The following is a 19,369-nucleotide window of genomic DNA, read 5'->3' on the forward strand; positions in this document are numbered from 1 at the left end:
ACTGTCATGGCAACCGGCACCCTGACCCCTGAGCGCATCCTCGAAGCCACGGAGGACATGTTGCGCCGCCATGGCGCGGCGAAGGCCACGGTCGTGGACGTGGCCCGCGCCCTCGGGGTCAGCCATGGCACGGTCTACCGCCACTTCCGTACGAAGGCGGAGCTGCGCGAGGCGGTCACGAAGCGGTGGCTGGACCGTACGTCGGAGGCCCTGTCCGGAATCGTCACCGGCACCGAGCCCCCCGAGGCGAAGCTCCGCGACTGGCTCACGGGCCTCTTCGAGGCCAAGCAGCACAAGGCGGGCGACGACCCCGAACTGTTCGCCACGTACACGGTGTTGACGGGCGAGAACAGCGGAGTGGTGGACCGCCACATCGCCGACCTCACGGACCAACTGGCCACGATCATCCAAGAGGGCGCCACCCAGGGCACGTTCACGACGACGGACCCCGCCTCCACGTCCCGCGCAGTCTTCGACGCCACCAACCGCTTCCACGACCCGGCGTACGCGGGCGAATGGTCAAAGCCAGGCATCGAGGCCGCCTTCACGGCGGTGGTCGACCTGGTCGTACGCGGCCTGCGCCGCTAGCCCGCATTTCAATTCCGCTCGGGGGGGCACTTATGACGGCACCGGACACACCACCCATCGTCTTCGTGCACGGGACGCGGTTCAGCGCGGGGCAGTGGAGTCCTCAGCTCGCCGCGCTCCAGGGGGACTTCCGGGTTGCCGCTGTTGATCTGCCGGGGCACGGCGCCCGTTCCGCTCAGCCCTGGAGCCTGACCGCGGCGACGGAGATCATCTCTTCCGCGGTGGACTCGCTCGGTCATGGGCCCGCTCTGGTCGTCGGGCACTCACTCGGCGGGTACGCCTCGCTGGAGTTCGCGCGGCGCTTCCCCGAACAGGTGCGGGGTCTGGTCCTCGCCGGGGCCAGCGCCACGACCCGCGGCCGGTGGGCAACGCCGTATCGGTGGGTCGCCGGTCTCGTCCCTCGCCTGCCGGCGGACCGGCTGGCCCGGTGGAACGACCGGTTGCTTCGCCGGCTCTATCCACCCGAGGTAGTGGCGGCGACCATCCGCGCCGGCTACGCGTTCCACACGCTTCCGGCCGCCTGGGGCGAGGTTCTGGGCCGTTTCGACGCGGGCTCGATGCGTCACGTGGCGTCCCCCGTACTCATCCTGAACGGCGAGAAGGACACCGTCTTCCGGTCCGGCGAGAGGGATTTCGCCCGCGCGCATCCGCACGCCCGCGTCGAGTTGATCCCGCGGGCGGGGCACCTCGCGAACTTCGACGACCCAGGCGCCTTCACCGATGCCGTGCGCCGCTTTGCCCGGCAGCAGGCCCCCAACCGTAGCTAAGGCCTAAGGCCTAAGGCCCCGAAGGATCCACCGTCGCCTGGTGCGCCTCCGCGAGGTGTTCCTCCGCCTTCAGCCACGGCAGGAACTGCACCCGTTTCCCCCAGCCGCACGTGTCGCAGCTCAACTGGCGCTGGACGCCCGCCTTTTGCACGTGCACCACATGCTCGCGCCCGTGCTGGTCCCATCTGCTGACCTTGCTCGTGGTCATCGAAGGCATGGCGAACAGTGTGCAGCAGAAGGCCCCGGTTCCGTGTGCGGAACCGGGGCCTTCTTTCAAGCTTCACTCAGCGAGTGCCCCACCGGGGGCCAGGCGTCAGCAGCCCACCAGGCGCGAGGCGAGGTAGCCCTCGATCTGGTCGAGGGAGACCCGCTCCTGCTTCATCGAGTCACGCTCGCGCACCGTCACCGCGTTGTCGTCCAGGGTGTCGAAGTCGACCGTCACGCAGTACGGCGTGCCGATCTCGTCCTGGCGGCGGTAGCGGCGGCCGATGGCGCCCGCGTCGTCGAAGTCGATGTTCCAGTTCTGGCGGAGGGCCGTGGCGAGGCCCTTCGCCTTCGGCGACAGCTCCGGGTTGCGCGAGAGAGGCAGAACCGCGACCTTCACCGGCGCGATGCGGTGGTCGAAGCGCATGACCGTCCGCTTCTCCAGCTTGCCCTTCGCGTTCGGCGCCTCGTCCTCGATGTACGAGTCAAGGAGGAACGCCAGCATCGTGCGGCCTACGCCCGCCGCGGGCTCGATGACGTACGGCGTCCAGCGCTCGCCGGCCTCCTGGTCGAAGTAGGACAGGTCCTGGCCCGAGGCCTTCGAGTGCGCGGAGAGGTCGTAGTCCGTGCGGTTGGCGACGCCCTCGAGCTCGCCCCACTCGCTGCCGCCGAACTGGAAGCGGTACTCGATGTCAGCGGTGCGCTTGGAGTAGTGGGAGAGCTTCTCCTTCGGGTGCTCGAACCACCGCATGTTCTCCTCGCGCAGGCCCAGGCCGGTGTACCAGTTCCAGCGCTGCTCCATCCAGTACTCCTGCCACTTCTCGTCCTCGCCCGGCTTGACGAAGAACTCCATCTCCATCTGCTCGAACTCGCGGGTCCGGAAGATGAAGTTGCCGGGCGTGATCTCGTTGCGGAAGGACTTGCCCATCTGCGCGATGCCGAACGGCGGCTTCTTGCGCGAAGTCTGCTGGACCTGGGCGAAGTTGGTGAAGATGCCCTGCGCGGTCTCGGGGCGCAGGTAGGCGACGGAGCCGCTGTCCTGCGTGGGGCCGAGGTGCGTGGAGAGCATGCCGGAGAACTGCTTGGGCTCGGTGAACTGGCCCTTGGTGCCACAGTGCGGGCAGTTGACGTCGGCCAGGGACTCGGGCGGGCGGCCGTGCTTGGCCTCGTACGCCTCTTCCAGGTGGTCGGCGCGGTGCCGCTTGTGGCAGGAGAGGCACTCGGTCAACGGGTCGGAGAACGTCGCGACGTGACCCGAGGCCTGCCAGACCTCCGTGGCCAGGATCACCGACGAGTCGATACCGACGACGTCCTCGCGCGAAGTGACCATGTAACGCCACCACTGGCGCTTGAGGTTCTCCTTGAGCTCGACGCCGAGCGGCCCGTAATCCCAGGCGGCACGCTGGCCGCCGTAGATCTCACTGCACGGGTAAACAAAGCCACGGCGCTTGCTCAGGCTGACGATGCTGTCGATCTTGTCGGCGGCCACGGTGCTCTCTTCATTACGACGGTGGGCGAAGCGAATGCTTCAGGTTACCGGCGGCCTTACCCCCCTAATCAAATCGGTTCCGGGTCTGCGCCCGCGGAGACCCTTAGTTGACAATCGTTTCCAGATTTGTTGAAAATGAGTGTCATGAACGTACGTCGCCTCATACCCACCGTCGCCGTCGCATCCGCCACGGTTCTCGGGCTCACGGCTCTGTCCGCCTGCTCGTCCTCCAGCGCCGCGGACAAGAACGGCGACGGCAAGCTGAACGTGACCGCGTCGTTCTACCCCATGCAGTACCTCGCCCAGGAGATCGGCGGCGAGCACGTCTCCGTGGACACCCTGACCAAGCCGGGTGTCGAGCCGCACGACCTGGAGCTCAGCCCGCGGCAGACCGCCGAGCTGGGCGAATCGGACTTCATCCTGTACCTCAAGGGCATCCAGCCCGCCGTCGACGACGCCATCGGCCAGTCCGGCGTGAAGAACACCGTGGATGCCGCGAAGCTCACCAAGCTCGAAGAGCACGGCACCGGCGTCGGCCACGACCACGGCCACGAGGGCGAAGAGCACTCCGAGGAAGAAGAGCACGGCCACGACGAGGAAGGCGCAGGCGAAGCCGGTGCCGACCCGCACATCTGGCTCGACCCGGTGAAGTACGCCGAGGTCGCCGAGGGCGTCGGCAAGGCGATGGAGAAGGCCGACCCCGACCACGCGGCGGCGTACAAGAAGAACACGAAGGCCCTGGTCAAGAAGTTGGACGCGCTGAACACGAAGTTCGAGGGCGGCCTGAAGAACACGAAGACCAAGACCTTCATCACCACGCACTCAGCCTTCGGCTACCTCGCCGAGCGCTACGGCCTTGACCAGGAGGGCATCGCCGGAATCGACCCCGAGTCGGACCCGAGCCCCGCCCGCATCAAGGAGCTCCAGGACATCGCGAAGAAGGACGACGTGTCCACGGTGTTCTTCGAGACCCTCGCCAGCGACAAGACCGCAGAGACGCTCGCCTCCGACGCGGACCTCAAGACGGACGTCCTGGACCCCCTCGAGGGAATTACGGGCAAGTCCAAGGGCGATGACTACATCGGGGTCATGGAGTCCAACCTCGCCGCGCTGCAGAAGGCCCTCGGCGCGAAGTGACACGACAGGCAGCGGCAGTATCGGAGGCGCACGCCATGGGAGCCACGGAAACCACGGCCGGAGCGGAGCCCACCCCGCCCGTCATATCCGTGCGGGCGGCCACGGCCACCCTCGGCGCGCGCCCGGTGCTGCGCGGCATCGACCTCACCGTCGGGCGCGGTGAGGTCGTCGCCCTGCTCGGCGCGAACGGCTCCGGCAAATCCACCGCCGTCCGTTCCGTGATCGGCCAAGTCCCCCTCACCGGCGGCGACATCAGCCTCTTCGGCACCCCCTTGAAGCGCTTCAGGCAGTGGGCCCGCATCGGCTACGTACCGCAGCGCACGACGGCGGCGAGCGGTGTCCCCGCGACGATCCGCGAGGTCGTGTCGGCCGGCCGGCTCTCGCGTACGAAGCTGTCGACGCTGGGCTGGGCGACGAAGGCGGACCGCGCGGCGGTCGACCGGGCCATCGGGCTCGTCGGCCTCGCCGACCGCGCCAAGGACTCCGTGAGCGCCCTCTCCGGCGGCCAGCACCAGCGTGTGCTCATCGCCCGCGCGCTCGCGTCCGAGCCCGAGCTGCTGATCATGGACGAGCCGATGGCGGGCGTCGACCTGGCGAGCCAAGAGATCCTCGCGCAGACGCTGCGCGAGCAGGTCGCGGCGGGTACGACGGTCCTGCTCGTCCTGCACGAGCTCGGCGCACTTGAGCCGCTGATCGACCGCGCGGTGGTCCTGCGCGACGGCTGCGTGACCCACGACGGCCCGCCCCCGAAGGCGGTCGGCCAGCACGCCCTGCCCGGCCACGACCACGTACATCCGCACTCGGCCGACGAGCACGAGCCGATCCGGACGGGACTGCTGACCTGATGATGATGGAAATCTTCCAGACCGAATTCATGCAGCGGGCGCTGATCGCCGCCGTCCTCGTCGGCATCACGGCCCCCGCCATCGGCATCTACCTCGTCCAGCGCCGCCAGGCCCTGATGGGCGACGGCATCGGGCACATCGCCATGACGGGTGTCGGTCTCGGCTTCCTGCTCAATTCGAGCCCCGTGTGGATGGCGACGCTGATCGCCGTCGTCGGCGCGGTGACGATGGAGCTGATCAGGGCGTACGGCAAGACGCGCGGTGACATCGCGCTGGCGATGCTCTTCTACGGCGGTATGGCGGGCGGTGTCCTGCTGATCAACCTCTCGGACACCGGCTCGAACGCGAATCTCTCCTCGTATCTCTTCGGCTCGCTCTCGACAGTCTCGGACTCCGACGTCACGGCGATCTGCCTGCTGGCGGCCTTTGTGGTGCTCGTCACGGTCGGCCTGCGCAAGCAGTTGTTCGCGGTGAGCCAGGACGAGGAGTTCGCGCGGGTCACGGGGCTGCCCGTCCGCGCGCTGAACCTGCTGATCGCGGTCACCGCCGCCGTCACGGTCACCGTCGCGATGCGCGTCGTCGGTCTGCTCCTGGTGAGCGCGCTCATGGTGGTGCCGGTCGCGGCAGCCCAGCAGATCACCCGCTCGTTCAAGGTGACGTTCATCCTGTCGGTGGTCATCGGCACCGCCGTGACGCTGTCCGGCACGGTCACGTCGTACTACGAGGACGTGCCGCCCGGGGCGACCATCGTCCTGATGGCGATCGGCGTCTTCGTCGTCCTCACCGCCCTCGCAACGCCCCTGGCGCGGCGGCGCGCACGGGCCGTGGCCGCCGCCGACGCCACATGCACGGCGGACGTCCCCGAGGCCCGGCGGTCGGGCGACGAGGTCACCGTCTGAGAGCGAGCTGGCACAATGGCCCGACGGGATATGACAGATGTGCGGGCGATCGTGCGAGTTTTTCAGTTGAGGAGGCACCTGTGACAACGGCTGCGGGACCCCCGGTACGAGGCCGATCCACGCGGCAGCGCGCCGCGGTGGCGGCGGCCCTGGGCGAGGTGGACGAGTTCCGCAGTGCGCAGGACCTGCACGACATGCTGAAGCACAAAGGCGATTCAGTAGGCCTGACGACGGTCTACAGGACGCTCCAGTCCCTCGCCGACGCGGGCGAGGTCGACGTGCTGCGCACCGACGAGGGCGAGTCGGTCTACCGCCGCTGCTCCACCGGCGACCACCACCATCACCTGGTCTGCCGGGTGTGCGGCAAGGCGGTCGAGGTCGAGGGCCCGGCGGTGGAGAAGTGGGCCGAGGCGATCGCCTCGGAGCACGGGTACGTGAACGTGGCGCACACGGTCGAGATCTTCGGCACGTGCGCGGAGTGCGCGAGCAAGTAGCCACGCGTACGTATGTGAGGGGCCCCACCGTCGCGCTGACGGTGGGGCCCCTCACATACGTACGGCTCGCTCCGGGCTAACTGTTGGCGATCTGCTGCTCGTTCGGGATCGCCCCGCCGAAGCGGCGGTCGCGCGAGGCGTATTCGAGGCAGGCGCGCCACAGGTCACGGCGGTCGAAGTCCGGCCACAGCACGTCCTGGAAGACCATCTCGGCGTAAGCGCTCTGCCAGAGAAGGTAGTTGGAGGTGCGCTGTTCGCCGCTCGGGCGCAGGAAGAGGTCGACGTCCGGCATGTCCGGGTAGTACAGGTACTTCGCGAAGGTCTTCTCGCTGACCTTGGAGGGGTCGAGCCGCCCCGCCTTCACGTCCTCGGCGAGCGCCTGTGCGGCGTCCGCGATCTCGGCCCGGCCGCCGTAGTTCATGCAGAAGTACAGGGTGAGCTTGTCGTTGCCCTTGGTCTGCTCCTGGGAGATCTCCAGCTCCCTGGCGACCGACTTCCACAGCTTGGGCATGCGGCCCACCCAGCGCACCCGGATGCCGAGTTCGTCCAGCTGGTCGCGGGTCTTGCGGATGAAGTCGCGGTTGAAGTTCATCAGGAACTTCACCTCGTCCGGAGAACGCTTCCAGTTCTCGGTGGAGAAGGCGTAGAGCGAGATCGCCCCGACGCCCATCTCGATGCCGCCCTGCAGTACGTCGAGTACGCGCTCGGCGCCGACCTTGTGCCCCTCGGTGCGCGGCAGGCCGCGATCCTTCGCCCAGCGTCCGTTGCCGTCCATGACGATCGCCACGTGCTTGGGCACCAGCTCGCCGGGGATCTTCGGCGGTGTGGCGCCCGAGGGGTGCGGCTCGGGGGCCTTGTACTCACGGCGGGACCGTCCGAGGATTCCGCGTCGTGCCATGGGGGGCTCTCTCCTACCTAGCTGTATCTCTGTTACTTGGTCTTCTCTACGTACCGCAATGAGCGGAGCCCGCGCTCCAAGTGCCAGTGCAGATAGGCGGAAACAAGCCCGCTGCCCTCCCTGACATGCCGTGCCTCGCACGCGTCCGCCGTCTCCCAGTCTCCGGTGAGCAGCGCGCCGAGCAGGCCGAGGGCTTCCATCGAGGGTACGACGCTGCCGGGCACCCGGCAGTCGACGCAGACGGAGCCGCCGGCGGCGACGGAGAAGAACCGGTTCGGTCCGGGCATTCCGCACTTGGCGCAGGAACTGAAGCTGGGTGCGTACCCGTTCACGGCGAGGGAGCGGAGGAGGAACGCGTCGAGGATGAGGTGCGGCTCGTGCTCGCCGTTGGCGAGGGTGCGAAGGCCGCCCACGAGCAGCAGATACTGCTGCACGGCGGGCTCACCCTCATGATCGGTGAAGCGTTCCGCCGTCTCCAGCATGGCCGTGCCCGCGGTGTAGCGCGCGTAGTCGGTGACGATTCCGCCACCGTACGGAGCAATGGTCTCACTCTGCGTGCACAACGGCAGGCCGCGCCCGATGAGTTCGCTGCCGCGCGCGAAGAACTGGACGTCGACGTGGGAGAAGGGTTCGAGCCTGGCGCCGAACTTGGACTTGGTCCGCCGCACGCCGCGGGCGACGGCGCGGACCCGGCCGTGGCTGCGGGTGAGCAGCGTGATGATGCGGTCCGCCTCACCCAGCTTCTGGGTGCGCAGCACGATGCCGTCATCACGGAACAGACTCATGGGCCCATTCTCGCGTACGGGGCCGACAGCCGTGGCCTGGGTCGCTCCAACCCCGTTCCACTTCGCCTCAACCTCTGGCCATTTGACTCACACCTGACAAAATGCCCGCATGAAGAGTGAGCTGTTCTCCACGGAGCACATGGCGCAACAGTCCGTCGTCCCCGGGATGACCCTCCAGAACGCCAAGTCCATCAAGTACGCGGTCAACGGCGAGATGCACGCACGGCAGGGCGCGATGATCGCCTACCGCGGCGACCTTCAGTTCGAGCGCAAGGGCCAGGGCGTGGGCGGCATGCTCAAGCGGGCGGTGACCGGTGAGGGTCTCCCGCTGATGGCGGTGCGCGGCCAGGGCGAGGCGTGGTTCGCGCACGAGGCGCAGAACTGCTTCATCGTCGACATCGAGCCGGGCGACGTCCTCACCGTCAACGGCCGCAACGTCCTGTGCTTCGACTCGACGCTCTCGTACGAGATCAAGACGGTGAAGGGCGCGGGCGTCACGGGCGGCGGCCTCTTCAACAGCGTCTTCACGGGTTCCGGGCAGCTCGGCCTGGTCTGCGACGGCAACCCCCTGGTGATCCCGGTGTCGCCGCAGCAGCCGGTGTACGTCGACACGGACGCGGTCGTCGGCTGGACCGCGAACCTGGACACCTCGCTGCACCGCTCGCAGTCCATCGGCTCCATGATCAGGGGCGGTTCCGGCGAGGCGGTGCAGCTGATGCTGCGCGGTGAGGGGTACGTCATCGTGCGTCCGAGCGAGCTGACGCCGTCGAAGCCGACCCAGCACTAGGGCCTAGCCGCCGCGGCGCGCCTGGTCGGGGCGGCTGATTGCCTCCCAAGGGGCGAGGTTCCACGGGCTCGTCCGGTTCGCGGGGTCCAGGAGGCTCCGGAGGTGGGCGTCGGAGGCGGCCTGGGGCGCGGGGAAGTCCGCGTCCTGCGTCCCCTGGAGGCTGTCCCGCCACACCCTCCTGCCGAGGAGATAGTGGTCGGCGTACTCGTTCCACGACGCGTACGTCCCCGCCACCGTCGGCACCACATTCTTCAGCCGGGCCCAGGTGTCAGCCTCGCTCAGCATCCCGCAGGCGAAGCCGCGCCGTGAGATGTCCACGTAGAGCGCGATGTCCCATGCCAGCGGTGCGACGCCGATGCGCTGCCGGGCCATGGCGCGATAGCCGGTGCTCGCGAGCCCGCTCAGGCGCCCGAGCAGCTGCTCGGGCGCGGTGATCTCCCACTGCTCGGCCAGCCACTTCTGCGCCTTGCCGTCGTCGACGCGGGTGAACGGGTACAGAGTCGTCCGGGAGGCGTCCTTGTCCCGGCTGACCGGCGCGCTCAGCGACACCATCCAGAGCTGGTGCATGGTGAGCTGTGTCGGGTACTTGGACTCGACCTTGGGCTTGCCCCACTTCCATATGGCCATGGCGCCGCACCCTATGCCACGGGATGCCATGGGGCTTCACCTACGTCACGGGACTTCGCCCCGGCTCCGTGCGTTCGCATAGGCAGTCGCGGCCCGTAGCCGCTCCGACGTGGTGGCGGTCCGCAGCGCGTCCGGCGCGCAGTCCCACTCCCGCCCGCCGCCGAAGGGGCGGAGCTGGACGTAGGGCCCTTCGTGGCCCATGACCCGGCCCACCTGTCCGGTGCGGGTGTCCACGGCGTACGCGCCGACGGGGAGGTAGAGGTTCATGGCGCCACCCCCAGCGCGGCGGCCAGCCGGGCGGCCGTCTCGACGCGGCATCCGCCCAATTCAATGAGCGGGCAGGGCGCCTCTCGGGCCAAAGATGTGGGGTCGATCCGCAATGAAGGCAACGTAATTCCCGCCTTCGCGAGTGCGGTGCGCAATTCTTTCATGGTCTCCTCCGCCTCTGCGACGCATACCGGCGCGTGCGCCTTGTTCTCACCCATCGGGTGGCTCCCCTTTGCCGTCGGATCTCACTCTTCGCATCCCTACGGTGACGGAATCCACCTAGACTCGACAGGAGTCTGTCTCCTACAACTGCGGGGCAGCGGAGGGTGGTTGGCCATGGCCAATGGTTCGCGGCAGGCGGCGTGGGAGTTCTTCGGGGCGGAGCTGAAGCGGCGGCGGGAGGATGCGGGACTTACGCAGTCGGCGCTGGGGCTTCAGGTTTTTGTGTCCGGCGCGTACATCGGCCAATTCGAACAGGCTATTCGTAAACCGCAGTTGGATGTTGCGCAGCGAATCGATGAGGTACTGCAATCCGACGGTATTTTCGAGCGGATGTGCCGCAAGCTGATCGACGACAAGCGGTATGCGGATTACTTCACAGCAGTCGTTGAGCTTGAGACGCTCGCCACGCGGATCTGTGAGTTCGCACCCACGCTGGTTCCGGGCCTGTTGCAGACCGCCGCGTACGCGCGGGCGGTGACACTGGCGGCTAACCCGTTCGTCACGGACGAGTACGTGGACGAGATCGTCGGCGCCCGGCTGGAGCGGGCGGGCATCCTCAAGGACGCCACAAGGCCTGAGTATTGGGTGGTGCTGCACGAGAACGCGCTGTACATCCCGGTAGGCGGCCCGGATGCCATGGCGCAGCAGCTGGACCACGTGGCGTCGCTGATGCGGGAGCGGCAGGTGTTGGTGATGGTGCTGCCGTACGAGGCGGGAGCGCACGCCGCGATGGTCGGGGACCTGAGGCTCATGGACTTCGAGGACGCGCCGCCAACTGCCTATACAGAGACGTCGTTTTCGGGAACCCTCGTCGACGAACCGGCAGTGGTGGTGAGAGCACAGCGCGCATACGATCTGCTCAGGGGTGCCGCACTGTCGCCGGAGGCGTCCCTCGCCCTGGTCGAGTCGGCGGCGGAGGACTACAGACGATGCACGAGTACGACCTGAGCAACGCACGCTGGCGCAAGAGCAGTTACAGCAACGGCGAGGGCGGCAACTGCGTCGAGGTGGCGTACGACTTCATCGGCGCCGCCCGCTGGCGCAAGAGCAGCTACAGCAGCGGCGACGAAAGTGACAACTGCGTCGAGGTGGCCGACGGAGTCCCCGGCATCGTCCCGGTACGGGACAGCAAGAACCCCCAGGGCCCCGCCCTACTCATCCGCGCCGAAGCGTGGGCGGCGTTCGTGAGGAACGTGGGAGACCGCCTGAGGTGAGCGTCCCGAAGGGGCGCGGGGAACTGCGCGACCAGCCCCCACCGGCCCGCAGGGAACATACACACCGCCCAGCCGAAGCGCCGCGCCACCTCACTGGCGGCTGATCGACCGCGTGATGCCCGCCGCGATCGTCGTGGCGAGGGTCCAGCCCAGGATGACCAAGGCGTACCCGAACCACTGGTACGCGCCCCGCGAGGCATACGCGTGCTCCTGGCCGAAGTCGATGATCGGGAGCAGCAGGTCCAGCGTGTAGAAGACGGGGTTGAACTCCGCGGCCTCCTTCGGCTTCAGCGCCGCCGGCTCCCGCACCGCGTACGTGACGGAGCCGATCAGCAGCAGCGAGAGCAGCCAGACCGCGGCCCGCGTGGGCCGGAAGCCGTAGCCGACGGTGATGTCCTGGAGGTAGCCCCAGGCCTTGGCGTACCAGGGCAGGGTGGTGCGGTGGCGGCGTTGCTTGGCGAGCTGGACGGTGCGGGCGGCGGCGTCATCGCCGATGTGACGGTACGCAGCGGCGAGTTGCTCGTAGGCGTACGGAACGTATCCGTCGGTGTCCCGCTCCAGAACCGGGAGCCACTGCTCGGCAGGCACGTGCGGGCCGAGCCTGGCGTACGTCAGGCCGTCGAGTCGCACCTCGTCGGGCCAGATCTCCGGAGAGATGTGCAGCAGGTCGAGCTGCAAGCCGCGCAACGTGACCGTGCCCTCCAATCGGGTCGCGCCGCGCAGCCAGAGAGTGCCCGCGATCAACCCGCTGGCCCGCAAGCACGTCCGCCCCGGATTCGAGAGCCGTGCGTACTCAAAATTGACCTGCCCCGGTATGCGGGCACCCCGCAAATTGATCCGGCCGTGCGCGACGAGGCGCTCCGCGTGCAGATCCGTACCGCAGCTCAGGTTCGACGCGTTCAGGGCGGTACCACCCGGGTTGTTGAGCACCGCGTCGTCCAACGTGATGGTCCCGGCGACGACCGCTCCCACGAGGCGGACCATCCCGTGGGCGGTGAAGCCCTTGTCGGCGGTGAGGTCGTCGTCGATGGTGACGCGGCTGAGGGTCAGGATGGGCTGATCGGGGTCGGCGGCCGCCCCTTCCTCGCCCAGCTGCGCCCTGTCGAGGAAAAGGGCCCCGGAGATGCGTGCGCCGCCGAGCCGGACGTTTCCGCGGACGCGGACCCCGGTCATCCGCAGCGAGCCATCGACCCGCAGCCCGACCCCGTACAGGCCGGGGAACACGGACCAGCCGAGGTTCAGCTGCCGTAACTGCGCTCCGTAGATGTCCAGTTCTTCGTCGAAGTAACAGGCCCAGAGGTGGATGGCCCCCGCGACCTCCGCGTACTGGAGGTCGAGCTTGCCGGTGATGCGGGCTCCGTTGAGCCGCAGGACGGGGGTCTCGCCCTCTTGGCGTGGCCCGTCGATGAGCAGGGCCCGGAGCACCTCGGCCCGCACGGTCCGCCCGGGGCCCCAGTCGGCGCCGAGATCGGCGGGCTCCCTCGTGCGTTGCCGGAAGTCGACGAGCCGCCCCAACGGGAAGGCGTCCCACACCTGTCGCTCGGCCTCGCTCAGATCCGTGATCTCCACCGGCGCGACTCTTGCGTGGGACGGATCATGTGTCAACCAGCGGCCGTGGCACGGCGATAGCGCACCTCGGTGCGCCCGTGCCCGTCGATGTCCACCTCGCCCACGACCACGAACCCGGCACGCACGAGCACCGCCCGCGAGGCCGCGTTCTCCGCATCCGTCGCCGCCCGCAGGGCAGCAAGCCCGTACTCCGCGCCGGCGACCCCGCAGACCTGCCGTACGGCACCGGTGGCGAGCCCGCGTCCGGCAGCCCGCTCGGCGATGCGATAGCCGAGTTCGGCCTCGCCGTCCGCCACGTCGACGAGATTGACACGTCCGACGACCGCACCCTCAGCATCCACCAGTACGTGGAAGTGGCAGTCCCCGGCGGCCTGTTCGGCGAGCAGGGCCTCGTGCCGCGCATCGAACTCGGCGAAGTAGGCGTCGCCACGGTCGGGCACGTACTTCGCGAAGTACGTCCGATTCTCGCGCTCGAAGGCGAGCAGGGCAGGAGCGTGATCGGCGCGCAGGCGCTGGAGTTCGGGCATGGCTGAAACCTATCCGGGCCCTCGCTGTCAGTGGTGGGCGGTAGCGTCCGATACCCGAACCGCCCCTCGCCGAGGAGATGTCGTGGACGACGCCGTGAACGACACCATGGGCACCGCCTACTCACCCATACCCGAGCTGAACCTGCTCAAGGAGTTCCACGACGGGCCCGGGAAGGCGGGATTCGCCGACGGGTTCGAGATGTATGAGTACGGGCGGCGCGACGCCGGTCTCGTCGAGTGGCTGGGCGTGACCGACTCTCCGGAGTTGCGGGCCCGCCTGGACCGTCTCGTGCCCTTCGCCCAGGCCACCGGCTCCGGTTCGTTCTACGCGCTGTGGCGCTGCGACGACCGTGCCGATCTCGCGACGCTGCCCGTCGTCCTCTTCGGGGACGAGGGTGACCTCGACGTCGTCGCGTCCGGCCTGCGGGAGCTGTTCCGCCTGCTGGCGATCGACCACGAGTGGTATCTGCCCGACTGGGAGTGGGACGAGGACGAGGAGCACAGCGTGGGGCACGCGGAATATCTCGTCTGGCTGGAGGAGAGGTTCGGCCTGACCGCGCCCGAGGATGGCGACGCCATCGTCTGTCGGGCGCGGGACGAGTACGGCGTGCTGTTCATGGACTGGCTCCTTGAGTTCTCACCCGAGCACGTCGTCGACGCGCTCCGCGAGAACCTCGACGCGTAGCCGGTCTCGCTACTTCTTGACCGGCGGGCAGTAGCCGGTGTCCGCGCCGATGGAGTTGATCTCGGCGTTCGACCTGGAGTCGCCCGCGTAGTTGATCTGGTCGGTGCAGCTGACGCCGGGCTTGTTGGGCGTGCCCGAGGGCTTGTTGCCCTTCTCCGGGGTGGGGCAGGTGCCGGTGTCCGCGCCGATGCTGTTGATCTCCGCGTTCGACCGCGAGTCACCCGCGTAGTCGAGCTGGTCCGTGCAGCTCGTACCGGACTTGTTGGGCGTGCCCGAGGGCTTGTCTTCCTTGATCGGCGTGGGGCAGGTGCCGGTGTCCGTACCGATGGAGTTGATCTCGGCGTTCGACCTCGGGTCGCCCGCGTAGTTCATCTGGTCGGTACAGCGCTTCCCGGACTCGTCCGCCGTGCCCGTCGTCTTGCTGCCGCCGGCGGAGTCCCCACCGGTCTTGCCGGAATTGTCGGACTTGGTCGCGGAAGCGGAAGCGGGGGCTGAGGATGACGAGCTGTCGTTTCCGCCGCCCTGGCAGGCGGTGAGGCCGAACGCGGCGACGGTGATCACCATGGCGGCTGCGGCCTTGCGGGCGTGGAGGAGGGTGGCGTGCGACATGTTCTTCCCGTTCTGTCCGGTGGTGCGGTTCGACAGAACAAGACTCTCCGCCGCCGCTGATGATCCAGCGCCGTCCGACTAACGTCCCGCTAACGTCCCGCGGCGGCCGTCGCGGCGGCGGGTCGCGGGACGGCGGGTTGCAGGAAAATCCCACGCGGAGGTGGGGTGAGCAGGATTCTTCTCTGCCAGCCCCGGGAAATTTCCGCAGTCGCCCCCGGCCCGGACCCGCCGCCGCGGCGCTCAGCAGCGCCCCCGTCGTACCTCCACGCTCAGGTCCCGCTCATCCAGCACCACGTGCACCCGCTCCCCCGCCGCCGTCACCCGCGTCCGCGCCTGTACCCCTTCCGGGAGGTCCGGGAGGACCGGGTTCACGCCGCATTCCGTCCGCACCCGGTCGAGGAGTTCCCGCATCTCCTTGGGGGCGGGGCGCGTGGTCAAGTACCAGGCCACTCCCTCGCCGTACGCGTGGCGGGTCACCGCCGGGCGGCCGTCGGGGGACGAGATCACCGCCTCCGCTCCTTCCAGCTGGATCTCCTCCGACCACGTGCCGTCGGGGCGGGGATCGAACTCCTCCACGCGGAGGCCGAGCAGTTCGCGGAAGGGGGCCGGGTAGCCGCCGAGGTGGACGCGGTCGTGTTCGTCCGTGATTCCGGAGAAGTAGGACATGAGCAACGTGCCGCCCCCGTGGACGTACGCGCGGATTCGTTCCGCGGTCTCCTTCGTCACCGAGTAAAGGTTGGGGATCAGGAGCAAGCGGTACTCGGTGAAATCCCCGTCCGCCGGGACCACGTCACAAGCCACCGACGCGTCGTACAGCGGCTTGTGGTGGGCCAGGGCCGCCTCCAGGAGCGTCACGTCCGCGCTGGGGTGCGCGTCCAGTTCCAGGGCCCACCAGCTGGGCCAGTCCAGGAGCAGCGCCGCGTCCGCCCGCTCGGGGCGGGAGCCCAGCAGGTCGGGGTGGCGTGCGAGCTCCGCGCCCAGCTCCCGTACCTCCCTAAAGATCCGCGTCTCACGGCCCCCGTGCGGCACCATCGCCGAGTGGAACTTCTCCGCTCCCCCACGCGACTGCCGCCACTGGAAGAACAGCACCGAGTCCGCGCCGTGCGCCACCGCCTGCCAGCTGTCAAGGCGCATCCGGCCCGGCGGTTTTCTTCCGTTGAGCTCCCGCCAGTTCACCGCACCCGGCGCCTGTTCGAGGAGCAGCCACGGCTGTCCCCCCTTCAAGCCGCGCATGACGTCGTACGAGAACGCCGTCCGGTGGAGTGACTCCGGATCGTGCGGGTCCGGGTACGAGTCGTACGCCACCACGTCCAGGTGCGGGGCCCACGCGAACAGGTCCAGCGTCTTCGCCACCGGGACGAAGTTCGTCGTCACGGGGATGTGCGGGGTGATGCGGGTCAGGACGTCCTTCTCCGCCAGGTAGCACGCGAGGAGCTCGTCCGACGAGAAGCGCCAGTAGTCGAGCTGCTGGGCCGGGTTACGGAACGAGGGGGCCTTGCGCGGGGTGTGGATCTCCTCGAAGGTGCCGTAGCGCTGCGACCAGAAGTCCGTCGACCATGCGTCGTTCAGGGCCGCCACCGTGCCGTAGCGCTCCCGCAGCCACCTGCGGAACGCCGCCGTCGACACCTCGCAGTGGCAGTGGCGTGAGATGTGGCAGCCGTATTCGTTGCCGATGTGCCACAGGGCGAGGGCGGGGTGTGTTCCGTAGCGCGTGGCCAGGCGTTCCGCGAGGCGTACCGAGTAGCGGCGGTGGACCGGGCTCGACGGGCACCAGTGCTGGCGGGAGCCGGGGTGCAGCCGGGTGCCGTCCTCCAGGACCGGGAGGGTCTGCGGGTGCAGGCGCGTCAGCCACGGTGGCGGGGACGCCGTCATCGTCGCGAGGCTGACCGCTACGCCCGCCTCCGCCAGTCGGTCCATGTGGCCGTCCAGCCAGGTGAAGTCGTACGCTCCCGGGGCGGGCTCCGTCTTCGCCCACGAGAAGATCCCAAGCGTCACGAGGTTCACGCCCGCCTCGCGCATCAACTCGGCGTCTTCGGCGTGGACTTCCGGGCCCCACTGCTCGGGGTTGTAGTCACCCCCGTACCCCAGCGACGTAACCCGGTCATAGAAGTGACTCAGCCTCATCCCTTGTCCCTCGCTCACCCCGCGCCCCGCGCCCCTCATCCCACGCCCCTCGACTCCTGGCCCGACCGCGCCTCGATCCCCCGGAAGTGATCCGCCATCGCCCGCTGCGCCCGCTCCACGTCCCGTGCCCGCAGGGCCGTCACGATGTCCCGGTGCCTGCTCACCGTCACGTCCGGCGCCGGATCTCGGGCCCAACCCCGCACCCCTGCCACCCGGTTGAAGACGTTCCAGAACGCGCCGAGCAGCTGCGGCACCAGCTCGTTGCCCAGCGAGCGGTAGAGCGTCTCGTGGAACTCGCGGTCGAGGTCCGGGAAGGCCGCGCCGCCGTCCGCCGATTCCTCCATCTTGCGTACCAGCGCCTCCAGTTGGCACAACTCCTCGTCCGTGAGCAGCACCGCGACCCGCCGCACCAGGCCCTCTTCGAGCACTTCCCGCACCTGGAGGATCTCCGCCAGCGCATGGGTGTCGTCCGCCAGCTGCACCAACGTACGGAACGTGAGGCCATCGGCCAGCGGCATCAGCGACGCCTGCCCCACATACGTCCCGTAGCCGTGTCTTATCTCCACGATGTCCAGGGCCTGGAGTGCCTTGAGTGCCTCGCGCACCGAGTTCCTGCTGACCCCCAGCTCTTCCATCAGCTCGGCCTCGGTGGGCAGCAGCGCGCCCGGCCGTAGCCCTCTGTCGAGGATCAACTGCATGACCGCGCGCTGGACTTGGCTGCCCACGCGCCGTTCGCGGACTGGCTCCTGAGGCATGCGGCACATCGTAGGCACGGATGACATCCCACGTCCCACCTCCGGACCAACATCGTTCCGCACGGCCCGGATTCGGATCCGTGCGCGATCTCTTGACCGGCCCTCGTGGCGCTCTTATGGTCGCCACGCCACCATGACGTAGGACGTGGGATCTCTCAAGGGAGACACAGTGAGCGACCACAAGACCCGCATCGGCTCCACCGGCGGCACCGGAGACACCGGACCCGCACCGGACCGTCGGTCCTTCCTCAAGTACACCGGTGCGCTGGGCGCGGCCGCCGCCATCACCACCACGCTCTCCGCCTGCTCGTCGGGGCCCGAGTCCACGAACGACGCCGGAGGTGGCGGCGGCAAGGGCGGGGACTCCACCCTCACCGCCGTCATCGGCTATGGAAACGACGGCAGTTGGGATCCGACGCAGACCGCGTCCGCCTTCGCGATGGCCGGCAACGAACACATCTACGAGGGTCTCCTGGGCACCGATCCGATCACCCGCGAGCCGTACGCCGCGCTCGCCACGGAGGTCCCCACCGACGACAAGGCGACCACCTGGAAGTTCACGTTGCGGCCCGGCGCCAAGTGGCACGACGGGAAGCCCGTGACCGCCGACGACGTGGTGTTCGTCTTCGACCGCATCCTGGACCCGAAGACGCAGACCCTGGCCAAGGGCTTCTTCGAGAGCTGGCTGAAGGAGGTCAAGAAGGTCGACGCGACCTCCGTCGAGCTCGTCCTGAAGTTCCCGTTCCCGGACGGCATCGCCCGTCTCTCCCTCGCCAAGATCATGCCGAAGCACGTCTTCTCCAAGCCGGGCGCCTGGGACGACGCGACCAAGGGCAAGGCGGTGGGCTCAGGCCCGTACAAGCAGGCGTCGCACGCCCCGAAGTCCAACACCACCTTCGAGGCCTTCGAGGACTACAACGGCCCGCGCAAGGCCGCCTTCAAGAAGATGAACTGGCTGACCATCGTGGACGCGGCACCCCGCGTCGCGAAGATCTCCGGCGGCAGCGCGGACTCGGAGATCGCGGACAACATCCCGTACGCCAACATCGAGCAGCTCAAGAAGGGCGGGCTCACCGTCGAGGGCGGGGCGGGGATGAACAACCTGTTCCTGATGTTCAACACCGCGCACAAGCCCTTCGACGACGTACGCGTGCGCCAGGCCCTGCACTACGCCATCGACACCGAGAAGATGATCCAGGTCGCGCTCAAGGGCCATGGCAAGGCGTCGACTTCGTTCCTGAACGAGTCCAACCCCGCCTACCGCCCGGCGAAGACGGTCTACGCGTACGACCCCGAGAAGGCGAAGAAGCTCCTGAAGGAGGCCGGGGTCAAGGACCTGTCGGTCAACCTCATGGCGGTGAACGTGAGTTGGATCGTCGACTGTCTGCCGACCATCAAGGCCTCGTGGGACGCGATCGGCGTCAAGACGACCCTGGACCCGCAGGAGACCACGGCCGTCTTCACCAAGATGGACCAGAAGAAGGACTACCAGATCGTGGCGGCCGCATCGAACCCCAACCAGTTCGGCATCGACCCCGACCTGATCATGCACTACAACTACGGGCCCGAGAACCTGTGGATGGGCTACGCGCGTTGGGCGAAGAACTCCACCGCCAAGAAGCTCTTCAAGGACATGGACCAGGCGACGCGCGAACCCGACGCGACCAAGAAGAAGGCCATGGTCCAGGACTACATCGACATCGTCGCCGAGCAGGCGGTGATCTACCCGGTCGTCCACAACGAGCTGATGACCGCCTGGGACCCGAAGAAGCTCACCGGCATCAAGGCCCAGCCCTATCCGGGCATCAATCTCCTCCAGGCCAAGTGGGCCGGCTAGCCACCGGCCCCGCTGTCGGCCCGTAAGACCGTTGGGAGTC

At 68.3% G+C, this 19,369-nt stretch carries 23 protein-coding genes; 11 read left to right on the forward strand and 12 right to left on the reverse strand.

Translation table 11 applies throughout. The features are described 5' to 3' along the window. Nucleotides 1-6 precede the first annotated feature (6 nt). Nucleotides 7-588, forward strand: a complete 582-nt coding sequence (locus ACWGI2_RS12710) for a TetR family transcriptional regulator (RefSeq protein WP_453695228.1) — start codon at nt 7-9, stop codon at nt 586-588. A gap of 32 nt (nt 589-620) precedes the next feature. Next, nucleotides 621-1,355 (forward strand): alpha/beta fold hydrolase, encoded by a 735-nt coding sequence (locus tag ACWGI2_RS12715; protein WP_453695230.1) that lies wholly within the window; start codon nt 621-623, stop codon nt 1,353-1,355. 10 nt (nt 1,356-1,365) lie between these two features. On the opposite strand, the gene ACWGI2_RS12720 is transcribed toward ACWGI2_RS12715, so the two are convergent. Together ACWGI2_RS12720 and ACWGI2_RS12725 are read right to left on the reverse strand one after the other, a co-directional pair. Then, nucleotides 1,366-1,572 carry a hypothetical protein gene (locus ACWGI2_RS12720; protein ID WP_453695232.1) on the reverse strand — a complete coding sequence of 69 codons (207 nt, stop codon included), beginning with the start codon at nt 1,570-1,572 and terminating at the stop codon, nt 1,366-1,368. A gap of 96 nt (nt 1,573-1,668) precedes the next feature. Then, nucleotides 1,669-3,048, reverse strand: coding sequence for a glycine--tRNA ligase (locus ACWGI2_RS12725; RefSeq protein ID WP_453395454.1), 1,380 nt, complete (start codon nt 3,046-3,048; stop codon nt 1,669-1,671). A 144-nt stretch (nt 3,049-3,192) separates the two neighbouring features. On the opposite strand from ACWGI2_RS12725, the gene ACWGI2_RS12730 reads away from it, so the two are divergent. The 4 genes from ACWGI2_RS12730 to ACWGI2_RS12745 all read left to right on the forward strand — a co-directional run bounded on the left by ACWGI2_RS12730 (nt 3,193) and on the right by ACWGI2_RS12745 (nt 6,423). Further along, nucleotides 3,193-4,185, forward strand: coding sequence for a metal ABC transporter substrate-binding protein (locus ACWGI2_RS12730; protein WP_453695233.1), 993 nt, complete (start codon nt 3,193-3,195; stop codon nt 4,183-4,185). Nucleotides 4,186-4,220: 35 nt separating this feature from the next. Beyond that, complete coding sequence (locus ACWGI2_RS12735) at nt 4,221-5,030, forward strand: metal ABC transporter ATP-binding protein (RefSeq protein ID WP_453695235.1); 810 nt, start codon at nt 4,221-4,223, stop codon at nt 5,028-5,030. Nucleotides 5,031-5,035: 5 nt separating this feature from the next. Beyond that, nucleotides 5,036-5,929 (forward strand): metal ABC transporter permease, encoded by an 894-nt coding sequence (locus ACWGI2_RS12740; protein WP_453395900.1) that lies wholly within the window; start codon nt 5,036-5,038, stop codon nt 5,927-5,929. An 80-nt stretch (nt 5,930-6,009) separates the two neighbouring features. Next, nucleotides 6,010-6,423 (forward strand): Fur family transcriptional regulator, encoded by a 414-nt coding sequence (locus ACWGI2_RS12745; RefSeq protein WP_453395457.1) that lies wholly within the window; start codon nt 6,010-6,012, stop codon nt 6,421-6,423. A gap of 76 nt (nt 6,424-6,499) precedes the next feature. Here ACWGI2_RS12745 and ACWGI2_RS12750 read toward each other — a convergent pair whose 3' ends face one another. Both ACWGI2_RS12750 and recO read right to left on the reverse strand, forming a co-directional pair. After that, nucleotides 6,500-7,321 carry an isoprenyl transferase gene (locus ACWGI2_RS12750; RefSeq protein WP_453395458.1) on the reverse strand — a complete coding sequence of 274 codons (822 nt, stop codon included), beginning with the start codon at nt 7,319-7,321 and terminating at the stop codon, nt 6,500-6,502. A 32-nt stretch (nt 7,322-7,353) separates the two neighbouring features. Continuing rightward, nucleotides 7,354-8,106 (reverse strand): DNA repair protein RecO, encoded by a 753-nt coding sequence (gene recO / locus ACWGI2_RS12755; protein WP_160504937.1) that lies wholly within the window; start codon nt 8,104-8,106, stop codon nt 7,354-7,356. 109 nt (nt 8,107-8,215) lie between these two features. On the opposite strand from recO, the gene ACWGI2_RS12760 reads away from it, so the two are divergent. Further along, nucleotides 8,216-8,893: an AIM24 family protein gene (locus tag ACWGI2_RS12760; RefSeq protein WP_453695237.1), complete on the forward strand. Its 678-nt coding sequence runs from the start codon at nt 8,216-8,218 to the stop codon at nt 8,891-8,893. A 3-nt stretch (nt 8,894-8,896) separates the two neighbouring features. On the opposite strand, the gene ACWGI2_RS12765 is transcribed toward ACWGI2_RS12760, so the two are convergent. Genes ACWGI2_RS12765 through ACWGI2_RS12775 form a run of 3 tightly spaced genes read right to left on the reverse strand, consistent with a single transcriptional unit; the run spans nt 8,897 to nt 10,005 of the window. After that, entirely contained in the window at nt 8,897-9,520 is a 624-nt protein-coding gene (locus ACWGI2_RS12765; protein ID WP_453695238.1) for a DUF1266 domain-containing protein, read from the reverse strand. Nucleotides 9,521-9,565: 45 nt separating this feature from the next. After that, a complete protein-coding gene (locus ACWGI2_RS12770; RefSeq protein ID WP_365817154.1) occupies nt 9,566-9,787 on the reverse strand; it encodes a hypothetical protein in 222 nt (73 codons plus the stop codon). After that, nucleotides 9,784-10,005 (reverse strand): hypothetical protein, encoded by a 222-nt coding sequence (locus ACWGI2_RS12775; protein WP_453695240.1) that lies wholly within the window; start codon nt 10,003-10,005, stop codon nt 9,784-9,786. Before ACWGI2_RS12775 ends, ACWGI2_RS12770 begins: the two co-directional genes overlap by 4 nt. 118 nt (nt 10,006-10,123) lie before the next feature. On the opposite strand from ACWGI2_RS12775, the gene ACWGI2_RS12780 reads away from it, so the two are divergent. Beyond that, nucleotides 10,124-10,957, forward strand: coding sequence for a helix-turn-helix domain-containing protein (locus ACWGI2_RS12780; RefSeq protein WP_453695241.1), 834 nt, complete (start codon nt 10,124-10,126; stop codon nt 10,955-10,957). Further along, entirely contained in the window at nt 10,939-11,223 is a 285-nt protein-coding gene (locus ACWGI2_RS12785) for a DUF397 domain-containing protein (protein WP_453695242.1), read from the forward strand. Before ACWGI2_RS12780 ends, ACWGI2_RS12785 begins: the two co-directional genes overlap by 19 nt. A gap of 90 nt (nt 11,224-11,313) precedes the next feature. Here the strand turns inward: ACWGI2_RS12785 and ACWGI2_RS12790 are convergent, their stop codons facing one another. Then, nucleotides 11,314-12,792: a membrane-associated oxidoreductase gene (locus ACWGI2_RS12790; protein ID WP_453695244.1), complete on the reverse strand. Its 1,479-nt coding sequence runs from the start codon at nt 12,790-12,792 to the stop codon at nt 11,314-11,316. 32 nt (nt 12,793-12,824) lie between these two features. Continuing rightward, entirely contained in the window at nt 12,825-13,319 is a 495-nt protein-coding gene (locus ACWGI2_RS12795) for a GNAT family N-acetyltransferase (protein ID WP_453695245.1), read from the reverse strand. Between the two features lie 82 nt (nt 13,320-13,401). On the opposite strand from ACWGI2_RS12795, the gene ACWGI2_RS12800 reads away from it, so the two are divergent. Beyond that, entirely contained in the window at nt 13,402-14,004 is a 603-nt protein-coding gene (locus ACWGI2_RS12800; protein ID WP_453695246.1) for a hypothetical protein, read from the forward strand. A gap of 9 nt (nt 14,005-14,013) precedes the next feature. Here ACWGI2_RS12800 and ACWGI2_RS12805 read toward each other — a convergent pair whose 3' ends face one another. The 3 genes from ACWGI2_RS12805 to ACWGI2_RS12815 form a co-directional block, all read right to left on the reverse strand. Next, nucleotides 14,014-14,613, reverse strand: coding sequence for a hypothetical protein (locus tag ACWGI2_RS12805; protein WP_453695247.1), 600 nt, complete (start codon nt 14,611-14,613; stop codon nt 14,014-14,016). Nucleotides 14,614-14,853: 240 nt separating this feature from the next. After that, a complete protein-coding gene (locus tag ACWGI2_RS12810) occupies nt 14,854-16,737 on the reverse strand; it encodes a beta-galactosidase (protein WP_453695248.1) in 1,884 nt (627 codons plus the stop codon). A gap of 35 nt (nt 16,738-16,772) precedes the next feature. Continuing rightward, the gene (locus ACWGI2_RS12815) at nt 16,773-17,501 is read right to left on the reverse strand and encodes a FadR/GntR family transcriptional regulator (RefSeq protein WP_453695742.1); all 729 of its coding nucleotides are present in this window, start codon (nt 17,499-17,501) and stop codon (nt 16,773-16,775) included. Between the two features lie 160 nt (nt 17,502-17,661). Between ACWGI2_RS12815 and ACWGI2_RS12820 the strand changes: the two genes are divergently transcribed. Further along, nucleotides 17,662-19,329 carry an ABC transporter substrate-binding protein gene (locus ACWGI2_RS12820; protein ID WP_453395469.1) on the forward strand — a complete coding sequence of 556 codons (1,668 nt, stop codon included), beginning with the start codon at nt 17,662-17,664 and terminating at the stop codon, nt 19,327-19,329. Nucleotides 19,330-19,369 lie beyond the last annotated feature (40 nt).

This window comes from Streptomyces sp. NPDC054866 (genome assembly GCF_053610745.1).